Raw genomic sequence first — 24,764 nt, forward strand, 5'->3', positions numbered from 1 at the left:
GAAAAGGAAATACTATGATTAAAAACGATCCTTTCGCACGGTCGAACTGGAAGATGATCGCGGGGCTGGTTACGCTGCTCTGCCTCCTGCTCTTCAACGGATTCTTCGGCATATATTCGCTCACCGGCGCGAAACGCACCACCGCCTACTTTACAGACGCGCGCGCCGCGGCGAAAGACGTCCAGGCCCTTTTCATGAAGCAGGTGCAAACCTGGAAAAACCTGCTTCTCAGCAGGGAACATGCGGCCGATTACCGGGCGTATTATTATGAATTTTCCAAGTATACCGCGCGTATCCAGGACGTGCTCTTCAACCTCCAGATGTCCCTGGACAAACACCCTGAAATCGAAACCATGATCAGGGAATCCAGGGATTCATACGGTGCTCTTTCGGACCGCTATGTAACCCTGATCTTCGCGATGGAGAGAAAGCAGGATTTTCTTGGCGAAGATCCCGCGGCCATCATGCAGGATCGGGAGGAGGCGGCGTTGCAGGACATGGAACGGATCGTCAAGGCGATAGACCGGCTCGCCGCGCAGGAGATTGAAAGGGCGGGCGATTTTTACCTGGTCATGGCGGCGTCGTCGCTGGGACTCGTCGTGATCGTCTTCATCTTTATGATCGTCCAGATCGTCGTCAACAACCGGAATACGCAGAGATGGATTCTCAGAATAGGGCAAAGGCTGAACAGTTACCTGCCGCCGCAGCTCGCCGGCTCCATTTTTCGCAACGATGGACAGCTCGAGGCCGCGAACGCGAGGAAGCATGTCTCCGTGTGTTTTACCGATCTCCAGGGATTTACCGCCATGACCGAACAGCTTCCCCCCGAAACGACATCACGTGTCCTGAACGAATACCTTTCCTCAATGACGCTTATCGCCCACGCATGGGGCGGGCTGGTCGACAAATTCATAGGGGACGGCATCATGATCGTGTTCGGGGCGCTCGACGACTACAGCGAGGCATCGCAAGCGCGCCGATGCGCGGGTATGGCGATCGAGATGCAGAATACCATGTCCATGCTCCGGGACAAGTGGACGGCGGCGCGGGTTGAATTCCCTCTTCGCCTCAGGATAGGCATTAACTCCGGCATCGCGACGGTCGGGACCTTCGGTCCGGAGGACCGGAAGGTATACACGGCGATCGGCTCGGTCGTAAACATAGCCTCACGGCTCGAACAGATCTGTCCCGCCGACAAGATTCTGCTCAGCGAGACTACCAATAAACTGGTGGCGGACAGTATAAGGTGTCGGGAGATCGGCGAATTCAGCGTCAAGGGAATAGCCGGGGAGCTTCGCCTGTACGAGATTACCCCGGATACGTCCGCGATTTTCAAGGCGTCGCAAGTTAAGTGGAAATAGCCGCGCGGGAAGGCATTCGACGGAAATGGTCAAATCCCCTTCATCTTTTTCCTGAAACGATAGCGCATAACGAGACCCGCCAGGTTCAGCACCAGGACGAGCATTATGAGCACGATGGCGGTTCCGTACTGGAGATGGCGCGTCGCCTGGATGTGCGTGCCGGCAGTGGCCATCACATATATATGGTAAGGGAGCGCCATCACCTCGTCCATGACCGAGCCGGGAAGGTCCGGCGTATAAAACGTGGCCGCCGTGAACATGATGGGCGCGGTTTCCCCCGCCGCGCGTCCCAGCGAGAGCATAACGCCGGTAAGAATGCCGGGCAGCGCGCTCGGAAGCACGATCTTGTAGATCGTCTGCCACCTGGTCGCCCCAAGCGAGAGCGACGCCTCGCGGTACGTTCCCGGAACCGTGATAAGCGCCTCCTCCGTTGAGCGGATGATGACGGGAAGGTTGAGGAGACCCAGTGTGAACGATCCCGCGGCGATCGAGGTACCAAAGTTCAGGAAGGTGACGAAAAAGCTCAGCCCGAACAGGCCGAACACCACCGAGGGCACGCCTGCGAGATTGTTGATCCCCAGACGGATGATCTTCACTATGCGGGGACTCTGCGCGTACTCGGTGAGATAGATTGCCGTTACGACGCCAATGGGGATCGAAATGACCGACGCGCCGATCATGAGATAAAATGTCCCCATGATGGCCGGGAATATCCCTCCCCCCGTCATCTCGTTGGTCGGGCTCTGCGTGAGAAATTCCCACGACAGCGCGGAGAAACCCTTCTTGAAAATGAACCCGAGCATCACGATCAGGAACACTATCACGGCAAAGGAAAGACCCCTCAGGATGAGGAACATCGCGCGCTCGGTCATAGCGGCACTGCGTTTCATGGCGATCTCCCCTACGATTCCTTGAACTTGTATTTATTGGACAGGTAGTCGGCGATAATGTTGAAAAACAGGGTGATAATGAAAAGAATGATGCCGATCGCGAAGAGGGCATGGTAGTGGGTGCTCCGGTACGGTGCCTCCGCCATCTCCGCCGCGATGTCCGCGGTGAGCGGCCGCGCCGGGTCGAAGGGCGACCACGGTATGATCGCCGCGCCGCCCGCCACCATGAGGACGACCATGGTCTCGCCTATCACGCGCGAAATGCCGAGTATGACGGCGGTCCAGATTCCCGAGAGGGACGCCGGGATCGTTATGTGGAATATGGTTTGCCACCGGTTCGCGCCCAGGGCGTACGACCCTTCCTTGAGCGACATGGGGACCGACGAGATCGCGTCCTCGCTGATGCTCGCGATGGTGGGCACCGCCATGAAGGCGAGCATGGCCGCGGCATTCAGGATGTTCAGGCCCGTATCAAGGCCGAACGTCTCCTGCATCCAGGGGGCCAGCACCACCATGCCAAAAAATCCGATTACCACCGAGGGTATGGACGCGATGATCTCGACCACCGGTTTCACGATTTCCTTGACGACCGGGTGGGCGAGCTCCGCCAGGTATACGGCCAGCGCGAGCGACAGCGGCACGGCGATGAGCGAGGCGAGAATCGTCACGAACAGCGAGGCGATGATGAGCGGGTACGCCCCGTAGCGCTCGGGCGTACTCGTAGGGTACCATGCGTCACCCAGTAAAAAATCCGACACGCTTATCGTCTTGAACAGGGGAATTCCTTCTATAAAGAGGAAGAGCATTATCAGCAGCAGTACCACGAGGCAGCTCAACCCTACCACGAGGAATGCCCGGCTGAGTATCTTGTCGTAAAGGATGCTGTTATGCGGTTTTGATGCGGCTTTCATGGCGCCTGCGCGTTCTCATCTGGATTATAATCCTTCGAGAACACAGAGCTTCGCCGGTGTAAATATTTTATGAAGTTTTATTAAAGTTGAGGTGAATTCGCCGCCATGATCGCGAGCGCCTGCCGGACGGCCTCCCCGATATCCGCGGCGCCCACGATTTCGGTCACGAGAGCGGCGCAGCGCGCCCCCCGCGAGGCGACCTCGCGAAGATTGTCCAGCTTGATCCCGCCGATCGCCACGAAGGGGATGTGCACGTTTTTCACCGCGAAGTCCAGGTACTCGAGACCCACGGGGGCGCACACATCGTCCTTGGTGAAGGTCTGGAAGAGCGGTCCCACGCCGATATAGTCGGCCCCCCGTGCGATCGCGTCGCGGGCCTGTTCCGGGGAGTGCGTGGAAAGCCCGATAATCATCTCGTCGCCCACGAGCGTCCGCACGGCCTCGATGGGCATGTCGTCCTGCCCGATATGGACCCCGTCCGCGCCCACCGCCATGGCGATATGGATGTCGTCGTTCACGATGAAGGTCGCGCCGGTCTTCGCGGTGAGGGCGCGCAGGGCGATGCACTCCTCGTATTTCCGGAGCATGCTGGGCGCCTTTTCGCGGTACTGGATGATCCGCGCACCCGCATCGAGCATCGCGCCCGCCACCTGTAGCACCGTTCTCCCGTTGGAAAATTTATCCGCCGTTATACAGTACAGCGGGTGGGAAAGCATTTTTTTCTTGGTGTCCGATATTTCCATGTTCCTGCCTCAATACCATTTGCTCTCGACCGGGACGGGCCGGTACGCATCGATGTACGCCAGCGCCTCTTCCGCCCCGGCCGTGCAGGCGAAAAGAGCGCTGAAACTCCGTTTCGCGAAATGCTCGTCGTATATCCGTTCGAACAGGCCCATGAGCCCGTCGTAGAAGCCCAGGGTATTGACGAGCGCGATAGGCTTGGCGTGCAGCCCCAGTTGCTTGAGCGTGATGATCTCGAGCGTTTCCTCGAGGGTTCCGAACCCTCCCGGCAGCGCGATGAAGGCGTCCGCGAGGGACTCCATGCGCTCCTTGCGCGACCGGAGGTCGGGGGTTACCACGAGCTCGTCCGCCTGCGCGTACGCAAGCCCCTTCTTTTCGATCGCCGCGGGGACCACGCCCGTCACCCTGCCCCCGGCTTCGCTCACCGCGCGCGCGAGAGCCCCCATGACCCCCACGTCGGCGCCGCCGAACACGAGCGTCCACCCGCGCCCGGCGATCGCGCGGCCCAGGAGGCGCGCTTCGTCGAAATGCGCCTGGGGGGCCCTGTCACTCGAGGAGCAATATACGCACACGCTCCTGCGCATCGGCCCCCCGCCCTCTTCTTTCTTCCGATCCATCCCCCGGTTATAGGAAACCGCGGGCCGGGCGGCAAGCATTTTATCTTTCCGCGTCCCCGCGCACTCATTTCGGTTGACATGATACGAATAATTTGTATAACGTGCCCGCCGGGGTACAATTATATCCACGTTTGCTTCCAATCGGGAACTGCCGGGGCGACAAGACCGGTTATCGAGCGGGACAGCGGACGAACGCCAGGATCAGGTTTCAATAACGGAATTCCCATGTACGGTTCGCTGTTACAGCCCGAAATAGAAGAGCTTATCAGGACCAGGAATTTTTCCCTGCTCAAGGAAATTTTCCGCGACTGGTCGCCGGAAGACCTGGCCGAGCTCATCTCGGATATTCCCCAGTCCGACCGGCTGATCGTGTTCCGACTGCTTCCCAAGGCGCTCCTGGCGGACACCTTCGAGCACATCCCCCTCGACATCCAGAAAGAGCTGCTCGAGAATATCGGCAAGGGGCAGATAACCTCCATCCTGAACGAGATGTCGCCGGACGACCGCACGGCGCTCCTCGAGGAGCTGCCCCCCGCGTTCGTGACCCGCATCCTGAGCCTCCTCTCGAAAGACGAACGCGAGATCGCGCGCACCCTGCTGGGCTACCCCGAGGATAGCATCGGACGCATCATGACCACCGACTATGTCGCGGTGCGCCAAAACATGACGGTGAAACAGGTGCTCTCGTTCATCCGCAGGCACGGGAGCGACAGCGAAACGCTCAACATGATCTACGTTGTGGATGAAAAGGGAAAGCTTATCGACGAACTGAGCATAAGGCGCATACTCATCGCCGCGCCCAACAAGAAGGTCTCCTCGATAATGGACAGGAAGTTTATCGCACTCGAGGCGACCATGCCCGAGGAGGAGGCGATCGGGCAGTTCAAGAAATACGACCTGTACGCCATACCGGTCGTCGATTCCGGGGGCTACCTGGTGGGCATCGTCACCATGGACGACATCCTGGACGTCGCCGAAAAAGAGGACACCGAGGACATCCACAAAATGGGGGGCGTCGAGGCTCTGGAGGATCCCTATCTGAACACACCCATTCTGAGCCTTACCCGCAAGCGCGCCACCTGGCTCGTGATCCTGTTCCTGGGAGAGCTTCTTACCGCCACCGCGATGGGGTACTTCGAGAAAGAAATCGCGCGGGCCGTGGTGCTCGCACTGTTCATACCGCTCATAATATCGAGCGGCGGCAATTCAGGCTCGCAGGCGAGCACCCTCGTGATCCGCGCCATGGCGGTGGGCGAGGTAAAGCTTCGCGACTTCGGACGGGTCTTTCTGCGGGAGCTCATGTCCGGTACGATCCTGGGCGGGATACTGGGGCTTATCGGCTTCACCCGGATCGCGATCTGGCAGCAGTTCATGGATATCTACGGACCGCACTGGATGCAGGTGGGCATAACCGTGGGGTTCGCGCTTGTCGGCGTGGTGCTCTGGGGCACGCTTGCGGGCTCCATGCTTCCCTTTATACTAAGACGTGTCGGCGTCGACCCCGCCACGTCCTCCGCGCCCTTCGTCGCGACGCTCGTCGACGTATCGGGCCTGGTCATCTACTTTTCGATCGCGAGCCTTTTATTGTCCGGCACCGTACTGTAGCATCGAATACGCGAAGGATGCGCGCCCACCGGCAGTTTATCTCACGGCAGGGCCGTCATCCCTCCCGCGGGCTTATGGTGTAAGCACCAGCCTGTGTGCCGCGTCCCCGTCAACCTGTTCCCTGGTCCACAACATGGGATGGTACTCCGCGTTCCGCCAGGCCGTTATCATATTTTCATACCACGGGCTTCCCGGGTGCCCGCTCTGTCCCGTGGAATTGATGCACACGCTCTTTTCCGGGTCGGCCATGTCGATGATCATGCGCATGGACGGGATGCTGCGCGCCTCGTAGTTCCCGTTGTGCACGTACCACATCTGGCTGTTCACGCACTCGGTGCTCCCCCCGATCGGCACGGGGCCCCCGTTCACGAGCTTTTCGATGAGGCCGATCCCGCTCGCGCCCAGGGGGTTGCTCACGAAGCGCGCCTTGTGCAGCTTTCCCCATTCCCAGCGCGCGCGGTTCCCGCCCATAGCCTCGACCGCGGCGACATGGCCCTCGCGGAAGGAGCGCGCGAGTATGTCGTCCCTGGTCTCGGTCCTGTCCTTCGTGGACGGATCGTCCCACCAGGCGTCCCGGGCATTCTCGAGAAGCAGGGCAACGGCGCGCATTTCCCTGTCCGTGCCGTCAAGCTTGACCGTGTCGCCCAGCTCTTCCTTGAACAGGTTGATCATGAGCTTCATCCAGAAGCAGCCGAAAAGCGCCGCGTGCGGGCTCTGCTCCGTCGCCACACGGTCCCAGCCCACGAGCCAGTCCCTTGCCTCCGTGAGCGCGAGATCGTCGAACTTGAGCGCGGCCAGATACGGGAGTATCTCATCGGCGGGAAGATACCTGTTGTCGCCGGCGATTGCCCGGTAGGTATCCACGGTGTGCGGCGCGAGCTTCGTCATGAGCTCGCCGATACGCTCCCCCCGGTACCCGTAGTTCCATTTGTTGAACGTGCTCCCGAAATCCGCGTTCCCCCCGAGCCTGGCGTTCAACATCGCGTAATACGACGCCGGGGCGGCCTCCTGGTTCGCGGCGACGATAAAGTTGCGCGCCGGGTTATAGGCGCGGGGGAGCAGGTCGTAGGGTATGTAGCCCTTCCATTCGTACTCGGAGCCCCAACCCGGCGTGGGCACCTGGCCGTTCAGGTTAGCCGGCCGGACGGGAATCCTTCCGGGCATCTGGTAGCCGATATTTCCCTTTGTATCGGCATATATAATGCTTTGCGACGGTACATCCCAGTTCCGGAGAGCCACGCGGAATTCCTCCCAGTTCCTCGCCTTGTTGAGGCCGATAATCGCGTGTACGATGCGCCCTGTTTCCAGGGCCGTCCAGCGCAGGGCGAGCGGGTCCGCGTTGTTGAACCCTCCCGGCTTATCGGCGGACGCATCATATTTGTTGTCGTTGATTATCGGTCCCAGGTGGGTCTCCCTGACCGTGATCGAGACGGCCGGTTTCCCGTTCCCGAACGTAATCACCTCCTGACGGACGGTCATCGCGCGCCATGCGCCGTTCCACTGGTATTGTAAGGGATTGTCGGGGTTCACCTTGATCATGTAAAGGTCGTTCACGTCGGGGTAGACGTTCGTGGTTCCCCACGCGATATCCCTGTTATGGCCGACTACCACCCCCGGGTTGGCGGCAAACGTAAACCCCGCGACATCGAACGGCCGGCCCGAGCCGTCGTCCGCGCAATGAAGGGCGACCTCGTACCAGATGGAAGGCATCTGTATCCCCAGGTGCGGATCGTTTTCCAGAAGCGGCTTCCCGCTCCTGGTCATGGGCCCGGTCGCGACCCAGCTGTTGCTGCCGGCCCCCTCCAGCCCGCCGTTGAGCCAGCCCAGGTCGGGAACCGGATCGTCACCCGGGTACCCGCTGAATTCACACGTCCTGAACGAAACCGCCATCCCGTCCGCGGCCGAGGAGGCGACATTCATCCCGATCGCGCGGGCGTCTTCCTCAAGGAGTACCGTGGGCTTCTTCCCGAACGGCCACGGAGGCAGGAACCATCGCTCGGCCATCTCCTTGCCCAGCAGGCGGTGGAGCTTCGTCCAGGTGACCTCCGGATCCCGGCTGAGGCCCAGGTCCCACGCCATGAGCTTGGAAAAGGCCAGCGTATCAAGTGCCGTCCATGGCTCAATCGTGAATTTGACTCCAGTGAGCCCGAGTATCGAATAATTCACGGAGAGCCCTCCGGGGCTTCGGCCTGCAATGTACGCGTTCACCCCCTCCGCGAACGCGTCGATCACGGCGCGCTCCGCCTGCGTGAATTTTTCGTAATCCCGGCGGCACGCCTGGTAGAGGCCGAGCGAACGAAGGTAGATATCCGCGGAAACAAGATTAGGTTTCTTGCCGGTGAGCTCCTCGATCTTTCCGGCGCAGGTATGGCGGAAGAATTCCATCTGCCACCAGCGGTCCTGCGCCTGCGCGTAACCCTGCGCGAAAAACAGGTCGTGCATGTTCTTCGCATACACGTGCGGGACGCCGTTCGAATCGCGGATGACCTCCACCCTGTCGGTCAGTCCCTTCGCCTGAAGGGTCCCGTCGATGCGGGGCATGGGCCCGCGGGTGATATGGAAATAATAACCGGTGCCGCCTGCGCCCAGGAGCACGACAAGCCCCAGGATCGAAAGAAGGATTATTTTCACGACTTTGCCGGACAGGAATTTTTTCATGGAAGCGCCTCCGCCTGGGGAAGGGTACCACCGTCTCCCGCGCGCACGCAAGCACATTCCGTGACCGGGACTATTCCTTTTCCACGGCGAGGCTTTTCATCTTTTGCTTAATTCCGGTTTCTCCGGCCGGATCGCCCTCATGGGACAGACCACCGCGCAGACATTGCATTTCACGCAGGTTGCCATATCGATTTTCGCTTTTCCGCTTTCTTCGTCCCATTTGAGCCCGGGACAGCGCCACGCGCGGACGCAGCGCCTGTTGGCGGGGCAGTGTTCCCCCATGCAGATATCCTGGTCTACGTGCAGAGCCATATTCGACACGATCCCCGTATTCCCGGCCCGCCTCCTCCGCGATGCGGAGAAGGAACCGGTTGATTTGATATTACCACATCACGAAAAATATTCCTTTTTTTTAAAACCATCCGCACGGAGAAAGGGAATAGAAGCGAGTGGCTGGCGCCGATAGTGCTTCCTGCCGCGTGACGCGCAACGGCGTTATTCAGCCCGGCGCGAATCAGGCGCCCCTGTAGCCCATCTGCGCCGAAATCCGGCTTCCCGTGTATCGGACCGCGTTTATAATCTTTTCCTTCTGCGCGCAAAAGGTCTCGGTTCTGCCGGTGACGGAAAACGCGGCGATTACCTGCCCCCGTTCGCCAAAGATGGGAGCGCTCACGCACGAGAGCCCCGCCACCGATTCCTCGTTGTCGAAGGCAAGTCCCTCGGCGCGCACCCGCTCAAGCTCGCCCAGGTAGGCGCCCGGGGAAACGATCGTGTTCGCGGTGAGGCCTGGGAATTCGCTCTTCTCCATGAGATGCTCCCTGCGCGGCCCGTCCATGAACGCGAAAAGCACCTTCCCGATGCCCGTCGAATGGAAGGGAATGACGGACCCGACCTGGGGAAACACCATGAACCGGCTCTCCGGCTCCACGCGAAGCACTATCACCACCTTGTCCCCGACGAGCATGCCCACGTGGACCGCCTCATGGAACTGGAGACAGAGGTTTTCCATCCACACGCGCGCCGTCGCGACCAGGTCCATATTGGTCGCGTACTTCATGCCCAGTTGGAAGAGCGCCGGCCCCAGCGAATACTTGAAGGTCGCGTCGTTCTTTTCCAGGTACCCCAGGTGCTCAAGCGTCTGCACGAGGTTCTGGACGGTGGGCTTGGGCAGTCCCAGCCTCCTCGCGAAGTCGGTGATCCCCAGGGGCGTATCGTCGTCGATAAACACGTTCAGTATCTCCGCTGCCTTCTGCACGGAGTTGATCATCTTTTTCGCGCCCGCCCTGCGGGGCGCGCGCGGCGCTGGTTTATGCGGCATCGGGGTCACCTTGTTCACAATTCAGGGAGATATATATCAGACTTGTTGCATAACTAAATTTTTTACGGGGTATAAGGGGCGAAGCCCCTTAAAAGCCCCCCGCAGGGGTTCCCTGCGAGCGCGAGACGGCAGTTTCGCAACAAGTCGATTTTTTTATTGACATACAACGAATTTCGACTATGCTCCATACAGTGTATGATGATATCATACACTGTCAAGAAGTTTTCATCATGACACGGTGCGCGGCCGCCCGGCCGTATCCGCGGGAGGGCGTCATTCGCCGGTACCGATCCGGGTGGAAGAATACGCGCGTCCGGCGCGTTGGGCCCTGCTTTCGAAACACAAACACACACCGCGAGGAGGAATCCATGAACGTTACACTACCGTGGGGCAAGGACACCCTGACCATCCGCGTACCCGACACATGGACCATGCACTACCCGAAACCGGAATCGAAGGCCGTCAAGGCCCCCGCCGACGAGCTTGCCGCCGTCAGGGAGGCGTTGAAAAAGCCCGTGGGTTCCGCGGCGCTCTCGAAGATGAAGCTCAAGGGCAAAAAGGTGGTCGTCGTCGTCGACGACAACACGCGCCCCACCCCGGTGTACAAGTTCTTCGGCATCGTGCTCAAGCAGGTCATGGACGCCGGCGCGAAAAGCGTGACCGTCATTCCCGGACTCGGCATCCATACCCCCATGACCGAGGCTGAGATGGCCGAAAAGATCGGCGCCGCCAACATGAAGAAGGTGAAATGGGAAAACCATTTCGCCTTCGATGCCGCGAAGAACCGTTACTTCGGGAAGACACGCCGGGGGACCCCCGTTTCGCTCAATGCGCACCTCGCGGACGCCGATCTCATCATCAGCCTGGGCATGGTGGAGCCGCACCTGTGGGCCGGGTTCGGGGGCGGGATGAAGAACATCCTCCCGGGCGTGGCCTCCGTGGACACGATCGCCGCGCATCATTCCATAATCGCCGAGCCCCCGTACCGCTACAACCGCGTGGGCATGATGCCGGACAAGAACTCGTTCCGCGGCGACCTCGAGGAAATCATCACCCTGATCAAGGCGCCCGTATTCTGCCTGAACGTAGTCATCGATCACACGCGCCGCATTATCGGCGCGTTCGCGGGCCATCCCATCGAATGCCACCGCGCCGCGATCGATTTCAACGTGCGCATCGCGGGCTGTCCGGTTCCCGGGAAAATGGACGCGATCATCGTCAATTCCAATCCCATGGACATCAATTTCAAACAGAGCATGAAGTGCGTGGGCAATTCCCTCCCCTCGCTTAAGTCCCGCGGAACGATTATCGGATTCCTGCGCGCCGAGCGCGGCATGGACGATATAATCGTCCCCGAAAAGTCCAAGCCAATCTGGCTGGTGAAGACGATTCTGCGCACCCTGGGGCCGTCCCGGGTGCTCGGGTTCCTGGAGAAAATCCGCCCGGGACTTAATGTCGAGGAGAAATTCCTGCTCTACTATTCGATGCAGCTGTTGCGCGAGTTCGACATCTACTTCCACGTGCCCACGATCACCGACGACGTGGTCAAACGGCTGGGCTTCTTCGTCCACGCACACGATCCCCAGGAGATCGTCGATATCGCCGCCCGGAAGATCGGGAAGCGGGCCCGGGTCGCGGTCTTTCCCCAGGGAGGGGCCACCTTCCCGCTGGTGAAGGATGATGATTGACTTTCTCACAATTTGATGCTATAAATCATCCGTCTCGTTTCGAAATCCTACAATATCCGCGAGGCGACATTATGGACAGGATGCGGGAATTTTTCCTCCACCGATATAAGGACCGGGATTACCGGGAGCAGCAGCGCGCATTCATAATAATCCTCCTCACCATCGTGCTCGCAGTGGTCATGGTCCTCAATGCCCTGGTTATCGCCGTGGTTCGCGGAAGGGGGTTCGGCGATTTCGCCGTCGTCGCGATTTTTGTGATTGAGGCGATTTTTGTTATCGCACTCATCCTCACCACAAAGGGGCACAGCTCCGTCGCGTCCCACTTCCTTCTTGCGCCCGTTACCGCGATCCTCTGGCTCATCATCTTCAACCTTACGAAAACCAAGGATATCCTCGTTGCGGCCGATACGATCGTCTACATGGTCCCGCTCATCATCATTGCCATGCTGGTTTCCGGGAAACGATCCGTCGTGTTCTATTCCCTTCTGCAGATCGCCGGGGTGGTCGCCTATTCGCTCATAAACGAGAGCCAGGGATTTCTCACGCACGAACAGGCGGTGGACTTTCTCGCCGATTCTACCGTCAGCTTCGTCATGACCGGCGTGTGCTGCGTCGCGGCGCTTTCCATGAGCGAACGGTCGCACAGGATGCTCGAGAAGTCGTTCAACGAATCCTGTGTGCAGGGGGACAAGATCCGCAGCATCCTCGTATCGTCGGGCGAGTCGGCGCGCAGGGTGGCCGAGGCCACCTCAATGCTCGTGGGCACCACGCTCACCTTTTCGACGAACGCGCAGACCCAGGCGGCCACGGTGGAGGAGCTCACGTCCTCGGTGGAGGAGGTGACCGCGAGCGGGGAAAGCGTGTACACCATGGCGAAAAACCAGCGCGACCTCACCGAGCGCGTCAAGGAGGAGATGGCGAACCTCTACCGCATCGTATCGGAGGCCGGCAGCGAAATGGGGTCCGCCCTCACCATCCGCGACAAGCTCAACACCATGGTCGAGAAATCGAAGACGGAGATACAGGACACCCTCAAGGTCATGTCGACAGCCACCTCCAAGTTCCGCGAGGTGCAGGACACGGTGGGCATCATCGAGGACATATCCGACCAGATAAATCTCCTGTCGCTCAACGCGTCCATCGAGGCGGCGCGCGCGGGCGAACACGGGCGCGGGTTCGCGGTCGTCGCCGAGGAGATCGGCAAGCTTGCCGACAACACGACGGGGAACCTGAAAACCATCAACAATCTCTTTGCGGGAAGCAACCAGGAGGTCCAGCGCGCCCTCGAGAGGCTCGAGCTCTTCATCGGTTCGCTCAATATGATGATAGCCTCCATCGCCGAGTTCGGGCTTAAGATAGACCGCGTGGTCGTGCTCGCGCGCGAGGACCTCTCGCTGAACGAGAAAGCCCGCGGCTCGCTGGACAGCGTGCTCTCCGAGTCCCAGAGCATCCTCACCGCCGCCGACGAGCAGAAAAACGCGCTCGAGGAGATATCCAAGAGCATCCAGGTCATCAACGAGACGACCCAGGAGCTCGCATCGAGCACCGACGACGTTTCCAAGTCGGCCGAGCAGCTCGCCGTCGCGGTTGGAAATCTCAAGGAGCTTTCCGTGGGGGAACCCGCGGTGACGTGAATTCCCCCCGGGGAGAGACCGCGCCCGGGCTAATATTTCCGGCCGGTCGGATTTCTACTTGCGCGGGATCCGGTTTCCCGTGTAGCATCCGGAAAATCGGCACAACAATTTGAATGGTTACGCCCCGCGGCGACCGCGTGATCCTGTGATCATTCAATACACTAATCGAGAGGACTATCCGCCATGAAGAAAAAGATCGCCCTGGGAGTCGCCGGTGCGTTGGCGCTCATCGTCATCGTGCTCATGCTTCTCCCCGGTCCGTCCCGCAAGGGGCTTCCCGAACAGGCCTATATCTTCCACAATGCGAACGTCATCACCGTCGATGCGAAAAACCCGAGGGCGGAAGCCGTCGCCGTCGCGGGCGGAAAGATCGTATTCGTGGGCTCCTCGAAAGACGCGCTTGCCCTTGCGCTCCCCGGCGCGAAAAAGATCGACCTGAAGGGGAAGACCGTGATACCCGGCTTCAACGACAACCACGCGCATACGCTAGCCGCCGGCAATTTCTACCTTCAGCCCCTCCTGTGGGGAAAAACCTGCGAGGAAATCGCCGCGGTCGTAAAGGCCGAGGCCGCGAAGAAGAAGCCGGGGGAACTGGTGCTCGGGAACTCCTGGGACTACGACAAGTGCCCCAAGCCCGACAAGGCACTCCTGGACGCCGCGGCGCCCGACAACCCCGTGTTCCTGATGCAGTACTCGGGGCACGCGGCATGGGCGAACTCGAAAAAGCTCAAGGACCTGGGCATCGACAGGAACACGCCCGACCCCAAGGGCGGACAGATCGTGCGGAATGAAAAGGGCGAGCCCACCGGCGTCCTCCGGGACGAGGCAATGGGGTCCTCCGCGTACGGCGATTTCCTGAAGGCGCTGCTCTCGGACGAACGCCACCGCGCCATCATCGACAAGGCCCTCCAGCTCTACCGCGAAAACGGCATAACCTCCGTACAGGACAATACCTGGGAGCCCTTCACGAACAGGCTGCTGTACCGGTACGATTTCGCGGGGACCCTCACGACCCGTTTCGACTGCTGGGCGCAGGGAGACTCCGTGCTGCATACGCTCTTCAACTGGTTTGCGAAGTTCGACGATCCCTGGGTCACCCGCGGACCGGTGAAATATTTCTCGGACGGGGCCTTTTCCACGAGAACCGGCTGGCTCACCGCGCCCTACGCGGACGAGCCGGGGAATTACGGGTCTCCCCGCTACACGCCCGAAGAGCTCACAAAGATAATCATGGACGCTGCGGCCACGAAAACCCGGCTTGCCTTCCACGCTATAGGCGATCGCGCGATCACCGAGGTGCTGAACGCGATCGAGAAGGCGCAGGAGAAATACCCCTGGACGAAGGACCTCCGCATGAGGATCGAGCACGTGCAGATCATGAAGCCGGCCGACATTGAGCGCATGAAGAGGCTGGGCGTCGTCGCGTGCGTGCAGCCGTTCGCCGCGTGCAATCCCGAAAAGGACGTGAAGCTCCTGGGCCAGGCGCGCGCGCGGACCGCATACCCGTACAAGTCGATGCTTGCGGCCGGCGTTCCCGTGGCCATAGGCAGCGACGCGCCCGCGGAAGTGGACTTCCAGCCGCTCCTGAACATCTACTATGCCGTTACGCGTAAAACCAAGGACGGAGCCGTCGGCCCGCTCAACGCCGCGGAATGCCTCACCCCTGAAGAGGCGCTCTATTGCTATACCATGGGCTCGGCCTACGCCCAGTTCATGGAAAACGAGAAGGGCTCGCTCACGAAGGGAAAGCTCGCCGACCTCGTGGTCCTGTCGAAGGACCTGACGCGCGTCGCCCCGAACGAGATCAAGGGGATAGAGGTGCTGGCAACCGTAACCGGCGGGCGCATCGTCTACGACAAGGGCGCGCTGCAGTAAAACCCGCCCGTTCTTCCCGAAGACGCGATTCTCGGACGCGTCTCCGGGATTTCTGATCGGGCATGCGGCTCCCTTCCCGCATGGGAAGGAGCCGCCCCGGCCCGTTTACGAATACATCCCGTCGATCACGTCCTTATAGGCCTCCAGGATCACCCTCTTTTTCGCCTTCTGGGTGGGGGTAAGCTGCCCGTTGGCCTCCGTGAACCTGGACTTGAGAACTGTGTATTTCTTAATATGCTCGAAACCCTCGAGCTGACCGTTGGCTTCCTTGACGTCGCGCGCGATCGCCTCGACGAGGAGCGGGACGGATACGAAGTCGTCGCCCACACGGACGCAAATCCTCGCGCCCGAGGCAGTCGACCACTCGATCCCCGAATCGTCGAAGGGGATGTTCGCCTTTTTGAATGTATCGATGAAATAGTTGAAGTTGGGCACGATGAGCGCGGTGATGAAATTCCGCTCGTCGCCCACCAGGAATATCTGTTCCACCGCCGTGCTCGTCGAGAACAGGTTTTCGATCTTCGCGGGGGCGATGTTCTTGCCTACCGCGGTGCAGATGATCGCCTTTTTCCGGTCAACGATTTTGAAATATCCCGCGGCGTCCTGCCGGACCAGGTCCCCGGTCATGAACCACCCATCCGCGGTGAACGAGGCCGCGTCCTCTTCCGGCTTGTTGAGGTAGCCTTTGAAAAGCCCCGCGCCCGAAATCTCGAGCTCGCCGTCCGGGGCCACGCGGGTATAGCTGCCGTTCGCGTTCACGCCCATGTAGCCCGGTTTGCAGGCCGTGAGCGGGTTCAGCACGCATGCGTTAAAGCTCTCCGTGGAACCGTACCCTTCGACCACCGCGAGACCCAGGGTGTAATAGAAGACGAGCAGCTCGGGCGCGATGCCGGCGCTCGCCGAGAACGAGAGGCGGAACCTGTTTCCGAAAAGCGCCCTCACCTTGGCGAAGAGCGTATCGGCCACCCTGAATTTAAGGCGAAGCCCGGCGGGGAGCCTCGACGCCAGGTCGAAGTCCAGTGCCATATTATAGCAGCCGTTCGCATCCTTCCGATACGCGAGCGCCTTCGCCCCCACGCCCAGCGCCCAGTCGAAGAGCTTTTTCTTCACGGGGCTCGCCGACATCTGCTGCTGGAACGTAACGTAGATTTTTTCATAGAGGCGCGGCACGCAGTTGATCCAGGTCGGGTTGTACCTCTGCATGTCGGCGAGAAGCGTTCCGGGCTTGTCGGCGTAGGCGATGCACGCGCCCTTGCAGAGCGCCAGGAGCTGGCAGGAACCGCGGTCGAAGATGTGCGAGAGCGGGAGGAAGCAGAGCGTGACGTCGTTCTCGGTCACCATCATGCGGTGGCGGTCCATGAACTCGCTCGTGCCCTCCATGCGGGAGGCCGCGGCCCAATGGGTGAGTATCACCCCCTTGCCCTGTCCGGTCGTGCCCGAGGTGTAAAGAATCGTGAACACGTCGTCAAGCGTCACGCCCTTCCACCGCGCTTCGTAGCCGGCCCGGCCGGTCTTCATCCACTCCCCGCCCCGCGCGGCGAGCTCTCCCATGCCCATCACCTTCGCGCCGTCCCCCCGGTAGTCCAGGTCCATTACGAAAACTTTTTCAAGAGAGGGCATCGAGTCCCACCCGCCCCTGATCACCCCCAGGGTCGATTCGTTATCGACGAACACGAACCTGCTTTTAGAATCGTTGATGATGTAGCGAACCTCCCCCAGGGAGAGCGTGGGATAAATGGTGACGCTCGTGGCGCCGCTGTTGGAGATGGCCATGTCCGCATGTGTCCAGTAGGGAGAGCTCGCCGACATGATCGCGACCTTTTCCCTGGCCTCCAGTCCCAGCGACAGCATGCCGCTGGCGAGGCGCTCAACGCGCTCCCGCAGACCGGCGTAGGTGAAGCTTCCCCCGCCGTCGCCCTTGTAAAGTTTCGGGTTGAAGCGCTGTGCGTCCCGTTCGGGGAAGCGGTCGCAGGTCTCCTTGAAATACTGCGGCACGGTCTTGAGCTGCATGTCGGTCCATTTCCATTTGGGCGGTTCGTTCATCTGGGTCCCCCTGTGCATCGGCGTGATTATTCCGTCGGCGCCCGTCACGCGGGCGCCGGTTCAACTATAGCAGGAATCCGGCAGTTCACCGGATAAATGATGATCTTTTTTTACGGGATGGATTTCGGGCCTTTGGCCCTCCGGTATTATCGGTTACCGTCCCCGCGAATCTTCGCCATGACGCTGTGGCGCCGTCCGTAGGCGAAATAGATGCATACCCCGGCGAGGAGCCAGCCCAGCAGGCGCAGCCAGTTCTCGACCGGCAGTGAAAACATGAGCATGAGGCACATGAGTATGCCCATGATGGGCGTGAACGGGAAAAGCGGCGAGCGGAAGGGCCTGTCGAACTCCGGGTGCGTTTTCCGCACCACCAGCACGGCGGCGCACACGATCACGAAGGCGAGAAGGGTGCCGATATTCGTAAGTTCGGCCAGCACGCGCAGCGGCAGGAACGCCGCCAGGAGCGCGACGAACAGCCCGGTGAGTATGGTCGATTTCCACGGGGTACGGAAACGCGGGTGCACCGCGCCGAAAAACGAGGGAGGCAGGAGCCCATCCCGGGCCATGGCGAGGAAGACGCGCGGCTGGCTGAGCATCATGACCAATAACACTGAGGTCATCCCCGCGATCGCCCCCACCCCGATGATGAGCTGCGCCCAGGTGAGCCCAAGCTGGCTGAAGGCGTCAGCGACCGGGGCGTCGATATTGATCCGGTCGTAGCGCACCATGCCGGTGAGCACCGCGGCGACCGCGATATAGAGCACCGTGCAGATGAGGAGCGAGGCGATGATGCCTATGGGCACGTCGCGCCGCGGATTCTTCGCCTCCTCCGAATGCGTAGACACGGAGTCGAAGCCGATATAGGCGAAGAAGATGATGGCTGCCCCGGCGAGCATGCCCAGGGGCGCACCGCCCGCGCCGGTCTCTCCCAGCACGGTTTTACCGAAGAAGCTCACGCCCGAAAAGCCGAAGGGCGCGAACGGCGTCCAGTTGGCCGGATCGACCAGGAAAATGCCCGCGACGATCACGAAGAGCACGATCACGAGCTTGATCCCGACCATGAGCGTATTGAACCATGCGCTCTCCCTTATTCCCTTCACGAGGATCGCGGTGACGAGCAGTGTAATGATGATCGCGGTAAGGTCGACATACGCGCCAGTCAGGTAAAACACCCCGGTCTCGGGATTGAAATCTATCGGCGCGCGCGCGAACTCGATGGGAAGCGCGAGCCCGAACACGCCCATGAAATTCTGGAAGTAGTGGGACCACCCGTGGGCCACGGTGGCCGATACGACCGCGTATTCGAGGACGAGGTCCCATCCGATAATCCACGCGAAGAATTCGCCCAGGGTCGCATACGCGTACGTGTAGGCGGAACCGGCGACCGGCACCATGGACGCGAACTCCGCGTAGCAGAGTGCCGCGAAGACGCAGGCGCCGCCGGATACCACGAACGAAAGCATGAGGGCGGGACCGGCCTTGTCATGCGCGGCTATGCCGGTGAGCACGAATATGCCCGTCCCGATGATCGCCCCTATCCCCAGGCTGGTGAGGGTCACCGGCCCCAGGACGCGGCGTAAACGGTTCTCGCCCTCCATCTCCTCGAGTAAAAGCTTCAGCGGTTTGCGGGCGAATAGTCGTTTCATGGCTGCTCCCGTATCCTGGTGTAATGGTGAACCGTTCCGTTACCGATCCAATGATCGGACGGCCGTGCGGCGGGTGTCAAACCAAATATATCCGGACCCGATAGGGAAAAGGCGCCTTTCCCGGCACGCCGGGCTTGTTCCCTATTTCCCCACGGCGTTGATCGTCCCTTCCAGCCGGCCCGACATCTCCGTGATCTTTCTCGAGTCCCCGGCGATCCTATCCGATTCGCTGACCATCGTCAGGGTCGTACCGTTTATTTCGGAGATGGATCTTACTATTTCATCGAGGGCGATCTTCTGTTCGCTGATACCGCCGGTTATCTCGTTCGACTTGTTCCTGACCCTGGCGGACTGGCTGCTCACCTGGAGGTTTACATCGGCCTGCTTTCGCACGTACTCGAAGATGCGGTTCATGCCGTCCGCGATCGCGTTGACCCGCTCGATCACGCCGGTGATCTTCGCGGTCACCTCCATGATGTCGTTCATGCCCTTGTTGATCTCCTCATTGCTGGACCGGATGAGCTTGTCGATCTCCCCTATGCTCGTAGCGGTCTGGTCCGCGAGCTTCGAAATCTCGTCGGCCACGACGGCAAAGCCCCTGCCCGCGTCCCCGGCGCGGGCGGCCTCGATTGCCGCGTTGAGCGAAAGCAGGTTGATCCGGTCCGAGATGTCGTCGATGATGCCGATGATGTTCCTTATGTCCCGCGAGCTTTCCACGATTTTCCCCAGGCTCCCGTTCATCTTCCTCACGGACTCCTCTCCAGCCCTCGCTTCCGTGGAAGTGCTGTTGGTCTGCTCCATGGTGTCGCCCGCGATGCGTCCCACGTCGTCTATGATTCTTGAAAGCTCTTCCATGTGGGAGATGAGCAGGTCCAGGCTCCGGGCCTGATCGCGCGACCCCTGGTTCATGAGCTCCATGCCCGAGGATATTTCCTCAATGGCCGAGGTGATCTCCTCCACGGACGCGGCCTGCGTATGCGATGTCTCGGAAAAGGTCACCGAGGAAGCCGTCATCTCCTGAGCCATGACCGCGAGCTGGTTCGAGGTATCCTTTGCCGACTGGAAGAGGCGCTCGATTATGCCCACCTGTTCCTCGCTTTTCCGGAATTCGCCCCTGAGGCGCCTCAGGGCGGATGCGAATATTCCCGCGATCAACTGGCTGAGAATCGTTATAAAGACAGCCGAGAAGGCGATATGTATGACCCCCGATGTCGACGCCTGGAGCGCCGCCGGATCAAGCCGATCCCGCGTGAAAAAGAAAATCCCGATATCGAGAATGACGATGAACGCGCTCAACCCCACGACCCATCGCCGGGTACAGAACAGCGTGGCCATCACGATCACCACCATCAGGTAGTAAAAGCTTGACGTGTAGATGGTATGGGGCGCCTCCGGCACGCGCGCCACGGCACCCAGGGCGAGCGCGAGCGTGGTTATACATACTATCATGTTCGCCGCGAAATTATAATAGCCCGCACGCAGGATCAGCATCGCCGCCACGCTGAAGCCTATGATTCCGCCCACGACGGGCCCCGTGGTTCGCAGCGCGGTGGGATTTATCAGCAGGGAGGCGAGGATCACGAGGGAACCCACCGTGCACAGGAAAATACAGAAATACAGCAATGCCCTCGAAAGCTTCTGTTTCAGAAAGGACGCGTCCCGGTACCGGGAGAGGAATGATTCAGCCAGGCGAGCCATGGGATGATACCTCCAACGATCTATTTTTTTCAGCAGACGGCGCCTAACGCCTCATTACAATAAAAAGGGGAATATTTAGATGCCCAACTGCTACGATATGTAATATTATAATAGGGGATTGCAAGTAAAAAATTCATGGGGCGCACGTTCACGCTGGACGCCGTCCAACGGCGGGCTGTTTCGTATAACTTCCCACCACCCGTCGCCTGAAATAAGGGGGCGCGGTTTCCCGCGCCCCCCGTGTGGTTTCACTATTCCGGCGAACGCCGGTGCGGCACACGAATTACTTCGTCTGGTAGAGCCTGTTGATGTCGGACTGGTACTTCTGGAGCACCGCGCGCCGTTTAAGCTTGAGCGTCTGCGTGAGCATCCCGTTTTCTACGGAAAAGCCCTCCGCCATGAGAAGTATCTTTTTGGGGACCTCGTACGAGCCGAACTTGCCCTTCAACTGCCCGCTAATCGTGTTTTCGAACAGCTTCACGACCTTTTCTTCCTTTATGAGCTCCGCGGGGGCCTCCGGCAGATTGTTCTCTTTCGCGAATTTCTGCAGCACGAGGAAATCGGGGTACACGAGTACCACGGTGTAGGGCATGTTGAGGCCGTAGACCATCGCGAATTCCACCAGGGGAATCAGCTTGATTTCCTCCTCGATCGCGGCGGGATATACGAACTTTCCGTTCTCCAGCTTAAACTGCTCCTTGATTCTCCCGGTTATATACAGGAAGCCGTCGTCGTCTATGTAGGCGCGGTCGCCCGTGCGAAGCCCCCCGTCCTGGGTCATGGTTTCCGCGGTTTCCTTGGGCTTGTTGTGGTATCCCTTCATCACGTTGGGGCCGTACACGACAAGCTCCCCGTCCCGGCTTTCCGGGCCGGTCTCCGTCTTGTCGATGGCGAACGTCACCTTGTCCAGGGCCTTGCCCACGCTCCCGATCTTGTACGCGAGCGGCGAATTGGCCGAACCCGCGGGCGATATCTCGGTCATTCCCCATGCCTCGTAGATGGGAAGACCGATATCGAAAAAGAATTCGGCGATGTTGGGGCTCAACGCCGCGCTGGAGCTCAGGGTCATCTTGAGGTTCCCTCCGAAGCGCGCACGCACCTTCGAGAAGACGATTTTATCGGCGATCGCGAACTTGAGATTCGCGAGGAAACTGGATTTCCCTTCGCGGGCGAGATCGCGTTTTTTCTGTCCCGAATTTTTTCCCATGAAAAACAGCGTCTTGGCAAGCCCTCCCTCGTCGTTCATGCGCGCGTGCAGACCGTCGTATACGCGGTTGAAAATCCTGGGCACGGCGACCAGCAGCGTGGGTTTCACGAGCCCCAGGTCGTCCACGATCGTCTGTGCGCTCTCGGCGAATCCGCATGAGCCGCCCATCCGCATGAGGGTGTTGAGCTCCGCGGTCTGGCCGTACGAGTGCGCCCACGGAAGAAACGACAGTGTGCGGGTATGTTGGTCGAGCATGGGCATGTTCTTGAGACAGGCATGCACGTTGCTGCTGAAATTCGCGTGCGAGAGGAGCACGCCCTTGGGCTCCCCGGTCGTGCCCGAGGTGTAGATGAGCCCGGCGATATCCTCGGGGCCGGGATGAATGGCCGGGACTGGATTGTCCGCGCCCAGCTTCTCGAGCTCGGCGAGCGAATCGGGGCCGGTTCCCTCGATCAGGAAGATATTCTTGAGCGACTCGATCTCGGTCGTCCAGTTTTTCACCTTGTCGAAAATCTCCTGGTCCCTGACGAAGAGGACGCGTGTCCCGCTGTCGGTAAGGATATAATTCCAGATTTTAAGGAGCTCCGCCTTGTACATGGGGATGAATCGCGCGCCCAGGCCGTAGGAGGCGTAGCAGCATGCGGCCCACTCAACGCTGTTGTTGTCGATGATGGCGACCCCGTCGCCCTTCTTGACTCCTATCTTGGCGAGACCGCCGCGGATGGCGTCAATCTTTTTCGCCGCTTCGCGGTAGGAGACCCATTCGTATGAATTAGTCTTCTTGTTCTTGGTGCCCAGCCATTCCCGGTCGCCAAAACGGGATAAAGTATCCTCGAACATCTCAACGAGATTGTCCGGTTTGTCCAGCGTATACTCCCTCATCGCGTCTTCCTCCTGGTTAATTGCCCTGTATTCGTGAGAGATCGGGCGATGGTGCCCGGATCGTTCAAGTTAAATCGGTGCGCGTCACGCCCCCCGGCGGGACGGATGTGCATTTGTGCCGTGCCATACACTATACGATGTAAACGTCCGCGAATGTGGTCGGGATAAAACCCTGAAAACGAACTTTCCTGGAATCTCACGGGGAGATGAGTACTCATACAACAAAAGCCTTTTTTTGCAAGTAAAATATTCACCGCGGAGCCGATCCGTCGTGCCCGGGTGGGAAAACTCATTCCCCGGGGGACGGGGATCCCGCCGTTTCCCGGACGGTAACCCTGTTTCTGCCCGCCCGCTTGCTTTTAAAAAGCGCATCGTCGGCGAGGGCGACGATACTCCCGGGCTCGAATTCCTTTGTAGGAAATACCGTCGCCGCACCGATGCTGATCGTCACCATGCCGGCAACCGGCGACGCCGCGTGAACGATACCGGATTCCTGGACCTCCCGGCGTATCGCGTCCGCGGCCGCCCGTGCCCCTTCCGCCTCGGTCTCCGGCATGATGACGGCGAATTCCTCCCCGCCATAGCGCGCCGGGATGTCGGAGGCGCGCTTGCAGTTCTGCCGGATTATGCGCGCGATCTCCCGGAGACACTCGTCGCCCGCCTGATGGCCGTAGGCGTCGTTGTAGTTCTTGAAATGATCTATATCCAGCATAAGAAGCGAGAGCGGCCTTCCGCTGCGCTGGAGGCGGAACCATTCCTCTTCCAGGCGGCCGTCGAAAAAGCGGCGGTTGTACACGCGCGTAAGCCCGTCCATGCTGGACAGGCGCTCCAGCTCGCGGATGAAATGCTCCCGCGCGACGGCGGCCTTCTCGCGGTCGGTGATATCGGTGAGCACGAAGAGCGTTCCCTGTTCCGGGTCGTCCGGGTCCAGGGGCGTCGACGAAACCATGAGATAGGAATCGCCCCGGTGAAGCACCGCGTCACGCGGCAGTTCGCGCGCTCCGGATTCTTCCTCGCCGGCTCCATCCGCCTGCATCCCGGCATCGTTCAGGAGATTGCGTATCGGCCTGCCCACCGTCTGTGCCTCCGATTTTCCCAGCATCTCCAGGAACGCGGTGTTCGTCCATGTGACGAGTCCCTCATGTACATGGGCCAGGCCGTTGGGGATGCTGTTCACCGTGGTGCGGTATATCGTGCGGTGCGAAATCACCCTGCCGTATTTCTTGAGAGCAACGAACGCGGCCAGGGCATAGAGCGCCATCGAGACGTTTCCCAGCGCGGGAAATCCGGGGCCCATTTTTTGCAGTAGAAACCTCGAAAGGCCCAGTCCCCCCATCGCCAGCACCACCCCGGCGAGGAGCACGGTTTTTTCGCTTCTGGCGTTCGGGTCCCGTTCGCGCCGTACCGAAACGGCCAGCCAGCCCGCGAGGAAAAGGAACATGCCCATCCACAGCGAATTGTAAACCATCTGCCAGGGGCCGGGATACGAGTCCCATCCGCCCGGGATTCCATATACGGCGGCGCTGGTATAGTTCGGGAAGGCGATGTGCGACAGGTACATTAAAAAGTAGGGCAGATAAATGAGCGTGCGCAACCTCCAGCCCACGGGCCGGATGAGCGAAATGATCTGTTCGCTCGCCAGGCCGCCGAACGCGAGCCACATGAAGCTGAGCACGCGAAACAGGAGAAAGGCGGTCTCCGGGTCCGCCAGCCTTCCCATCCTGGCCATGATGGAATCGTAGAAGGCCCAGGAAATGATGCCCACGAGCACCTGCTGGAGGGACCGCGCCCCGGACGCCCTCATGTCATGACGGCCCAGGTACATGAACATGGCGGTCGAGTATGCCACCACGAAGACCAGGTTTAATAGATAGAACAGTTCGGCGCCCTGGAAACTCATACCGGCCCGCTCCGTCGCGATCGGCGGCCTGTGTCCGGGTCGTCCATCCCCGCGCGCACAATGACGCCCTCCCCGGCGCGCGCCGCGGGC

Annotated in this window: 17 protein-coding genes; 5 read left to right on the plus strand and 12 right to left on the minus strand. The window is 60.2% G+C overall.

The genetic code is table 11. The features are described from left to right. Positions 1 to 14: 14 nt before the first annotated feature. Positions 15 to 1,361 (plus strand): adenylate/guanylate cyclase domain-containing protein, encoded by a 1,347-nt coding sequence (locus EPN93_10115; protein TAL35486.1) that lies wholly within the window; start codon positions 15 to 17, stop codon positions 1,359 to 1,361. A 29-nt stretch (positions 1,362 to 1,390) separates the two neighbouring features. Here EPN93_10115 and pstA read toward each other — a convergent pair whose 3' ends face one another. From pstA to EPN93_10135, 4 genes are all read right to left on the minus strand, one after another. Then, positions 1,391 to 2,251, minus strand: a complete 861-nt coding sequence (pstA, locus tag EPN93_10120) for a phosphate ABC transporter permease PstA (GenBank protein TAL35487.1) — start codon at positions 2,249 to 2,251, stop codon at positions 1,391 to 1,393. Between the two features lie 11 nt (positions 2,252 to 2,262). Further along, positions 2,263 to 3,162, minus strand: coding sequence for a phosphate ABC transporter permease subunit PstC (pstC, locus tag EPN93_10125; GenBank protein ID TAL35488.1), 900 nt, complete (start codon positions 3,160 to 3,162; stop codon positions 2,263 to 2,265). 80 nt (positions 3,163 to 3,242) lie between these two features. After that, positions 3,243 to 3,905 carry a thiamine phosphate synthase gene (gene thiE, locus EPN93_10130; protein TAL35489.1) on the minus strand — a complete coding sequence of 221 codons (663 nt, stop codon included), beginning with the start codon at positions 3,903 to 3,905 and terminating at the stop codon, positions 3,243 to 3,245. Between the two features lie 9 nt (positions 3,906 to 3,914). Then, complete coding sequence (locus EPN93_10135) at positions 3,915 to 4,487, minus strand: TIGR00730 family Rossman fold protein (GenBank protein ID TAL35510.1); 573 nt, start codon at positions 4,485 to 4,487, stop codon at positions 3,915 to 3,917. Between the two features lie 258 nt (positions 4,488 to 4,745). Here EPN93_10135 and mgtE point away from each other — a divergent pair, with 258 nt between their 5' ends. Further along, positions 4,746 to 6,125, plus strand: a complete 1,380-nt coding sequence (gene mgtE, locus EPN93_10140) for a magnesium transporter (GenBank protein TAL35490.1) — start codon at positions 4,746 to 4,748, stop codon at positions 6,123 to 6,125. A 72-nt stretch (positions 6,126 to 6,197) separates the two neighbouring features. Here the strand turns inward: mgtE and EPN93_10145 are convergent, their stop codons facing one another. The 3 genes from EPN93_10145 to EPN93_10155 form a co-directional block, all read right to left on the minus strand. Further along, positions 6,198 to 8,840, minus strand: a complete 2,643-nt coding sequence (locus EPN93_10145; GenBank protein ID TAL35491.1) for a penicillin acylase family protein — start codon at positions 8,838 to 8,840, stop codon at positions 6,198 to 6,200. 39 nt (positions 8,841 to 8,879) lie between these two features. Next, on the minus strand, positions 8,880 to 9,095 hold the full coding sequence (locus EPN93_10150) for a hypothetical protein (protein ID TAL35492.1): 216 nt from the start codon (positions 9,093 to 9,095) through the stop codon (positions 8,880 to 8,882). A gap of 202 nt (positions 9,096 to 9,297) precedes the next feature. Next, positions 9,298 to 10,101: an IclR family transcriptional regulator gene (locus EPN93_10155; protein TAL35493.1), complete on the minus strand. Its 804-nt coding sequence runs from the start codon at positions 10,099 to 10,101 to the stop codon at positions 9,298 to 9,300. 368 nt (positions 10,102 to 10,469) lie between these two features. On the opposite strand from EPN93_10155, the gene larA reads away from it, so the two are divergent. From larA to EPN93_10170, 3 genes are all read left to right on the plus strand, one after another. Beyond that, entirely contained in the window at positions 10,470 to 11,789 is a 1,320-nt protein-coding gene (gene larA, locus EPN93_10160) for a nickel-dependent lactate racemase (GenBank protein TAL35494.1), read from the plus strand. A gap of 71 nt (positions 11,790 to 11,860) precedes the next feature. Then, positions 11,861 to 13,423, plus strand: coding sequence for a hypothetical protein (locus EPN93_10165; GenBank protein TAL35495.1), 1,563 nt, complete (start codon positions 11,861 to 11,863; stop codon positions 13,421 to 13,423). 183 nt (positions 13,424 to 13,606) lie between these two features. Beyond that, the gene (locus EPN93_10170; protein TAL35496.1) at positions 13,607 to 15,298 is read left to right on the plus strand and encodes an amidohydrolase; all 1,692 of its coding nucleotides are present in this window, start codon (positions 13,607 to 13,609) and stop codon (positions 15,296 to 15,298) included. Between the two features lie 105 nt (positions 15,299 to 15,403). On the opposite strand, the gene EPN93_10175 is transcribed toward EPN93_10170, so the two are convergent. The 5 genes from EPN93_10175 to EPN93_10195 form a co-directional block, all read right to left on the minus strand. Beyond that, positions 15,404 to 17,359 carry a long-chain fatty acid--CoA ligase gene (locus EPN93_10175; protein ID TAL35497.1) on the minus strand — a complete coding sequence of 652 codons (1,956 nt, stop codon included), beginning with the start codon at positions 17,357 to 17,359 and terminating at the stop codon, positions 15,404 to 15,406. Between the two features lie 128 nt (positions 17,360 to 17,487). Next, positions 17,488 to 18,987: an amino acid permease gene (locus EPN93_10180; GenBank protein ID TAL35498.1), complete on the minus strand. Its 1,500-nt coding sequence runs from the start codon at positions 18,985 to 18,987 to the stop codon at positions 17,488 to 17,490. A gap of 141 nt (positions 18,988 to 19,128) precedes the next feature. Then, complete coding sequence (locus tag EPN93_10185; GenBank protein ID TAL35499.1) at positions 19,129 to 20,685, minus strand: hypothetical protein; 1,557 nt, start codon at positions 20,683 to 20,685, stop codon at positions 19,129 to 19,131. A gap of 283 nt (positions 20,686 to 20,968) precedes the next feature. Beyond that, entirely contained in the window at positions 20,969 to 22,774 is a 1,806-nt protein-coding gene (locus EPN93_10190; GenBank protein TAL35500.1) for a long-chain fatty acid--CoA ligase, read from the minus strand. A gap of 289 nt (positions 22,775 to 23,063) precedes the next feature. After that, entirely contained in the window at positions 23,064 to 24,674 is a 1,611-nt protein-coding gene (locus EPN93_10195) for a diguanylate cyclase (protein ID TAL35501.1), read from the minus strand. Between the last annotated feature and the right edge of the window lie 90 nt (positions 24,675 to 24,764).

This window comes from Spirochaetota bacterium (assembly GCA_004297825.1).
GTDB lineage: Bacteria > Spirochaetota > UBA4802 > UBA4802 > UBA5368 > FW300-bin19.

Excerpts from the sequence above, each read along its gene's own strand:
- EPN93_10115 (TAL35486.1), top strand. The coding sequence starts at position 15 with ATGATTAAAAACGATCCTTTCGCACGGTCGAACTGGAAGATGATCGCG.
- pstA (TAL35487.1), bottom strand. The coding sequence starts at position 2,251 with ATGAAACGCAGTGCCGCTATGACCGAGCGCGCGATGTTCCTCATCCTG.
- pstC (TAL35488.1), bottom strand. The coding sequence starts at position 3,162 with ATGAAAGCCGCATCAAAACCGCATAACAGCATCCTTTACGACAAGATA.
- thiE (TAL35489.1), bottom strand. The coding sequence starts at position 3,905 with ATGGAAATATCGGACACCAAGAAAAAAATGCTTTCCCACCCGCTGTAC.
- EPN93_10135 (TAL35510.1), bottom strand. The coding sequence starts at position 4,487 with ATGCGCAGGAGCGTGTGCGTATATTGCTCCTCGAGTGACAGGGCCCCC.
- mgtE (TAL35490.1), top strand. The coding sequence starts at position 4,746 with ATGTACGGTTCGCTGTTACAGCCCGAAATAGAAGAGCTTATCAGGACC.
- EPN93_10145 (TAL35491.1), bottom strand. The coding sequence starts at position 8,840 with ATGTGCTTGCGTGCGCGCGGGAGACGGTGGTACCCTTCCCCAGGCGGA.
- EPN93_10150 (TAL35492.1), bottom strand. The coding sequence starts at position 9,095 with ATGGCTCTGCACGTAGACCAGGATATCTGCATGGGGGAACACTGCCCC.
- EPN93_10155 (TAL35493.1), bottom strand. The coding sequence starts at position 10,101 with ATGCCGCATAAACCAGCGCCGCGCGCGCCCCGCAGGGCGGGCGCGAAA.
- larA (TAL35494.1), top strand. The coding sequence starts at position 10,470 with ATGAACGTTACACTACCGTGGGGCAAGGACACCCTGACCATCCGCGTA.
- EPN93_10165 (TAL35495.1), top strand. The coding sequence starts at position 11,861 with ATGGACAGGATGCGGGAATTTTTCCTCCACCGATATAAGGACCGGGAT.
- EPN93_10170 (TAL35496.1), top strand. The coding sequence starts at position 13,607 with ATGAAGAAAAAGATCGCCCTGGGAGTCGCCGGTGCGTTGGCGCTCATC.
- EPN93_10175 (TAL35497.1), bottom strand. The coding sequence starts at position 17,359 with ATGCACAGGGGGACCCAGATGAACGAACCGCCCAAATGGAAATGGACC.
- EPN93_10180 (TAL35498.1), bottom strand. The coding sequence starts at position 18,987 with ATGAAACGACTATTCGCCCGCAAACCGCTGAAGCTTTTACTCGAGGAG.
- EPN93_10185 (TAL35499.1), bottom strand. The coding sequence starts at position 20,685 with ATGGCTCGCCTGGCTGAATCATTCCTCTCCCGGTACCGGGACGCGTCC.
- EPN93_10190 (TAL35500.1), bottom strand. The coding sequence starts at position 22,774 with ATGAGGGAGTATACGCTGGACAAACCGGACAATCTCGTTGAGATGTTC.
- EPN93_10195 (TAL35501.1), bottom strand. The coding sequence starts at position 24,674 with ATGAGTTTCCAGGGCGCCGAACTGTTCTATCTATTAAACCTGGTCTTC.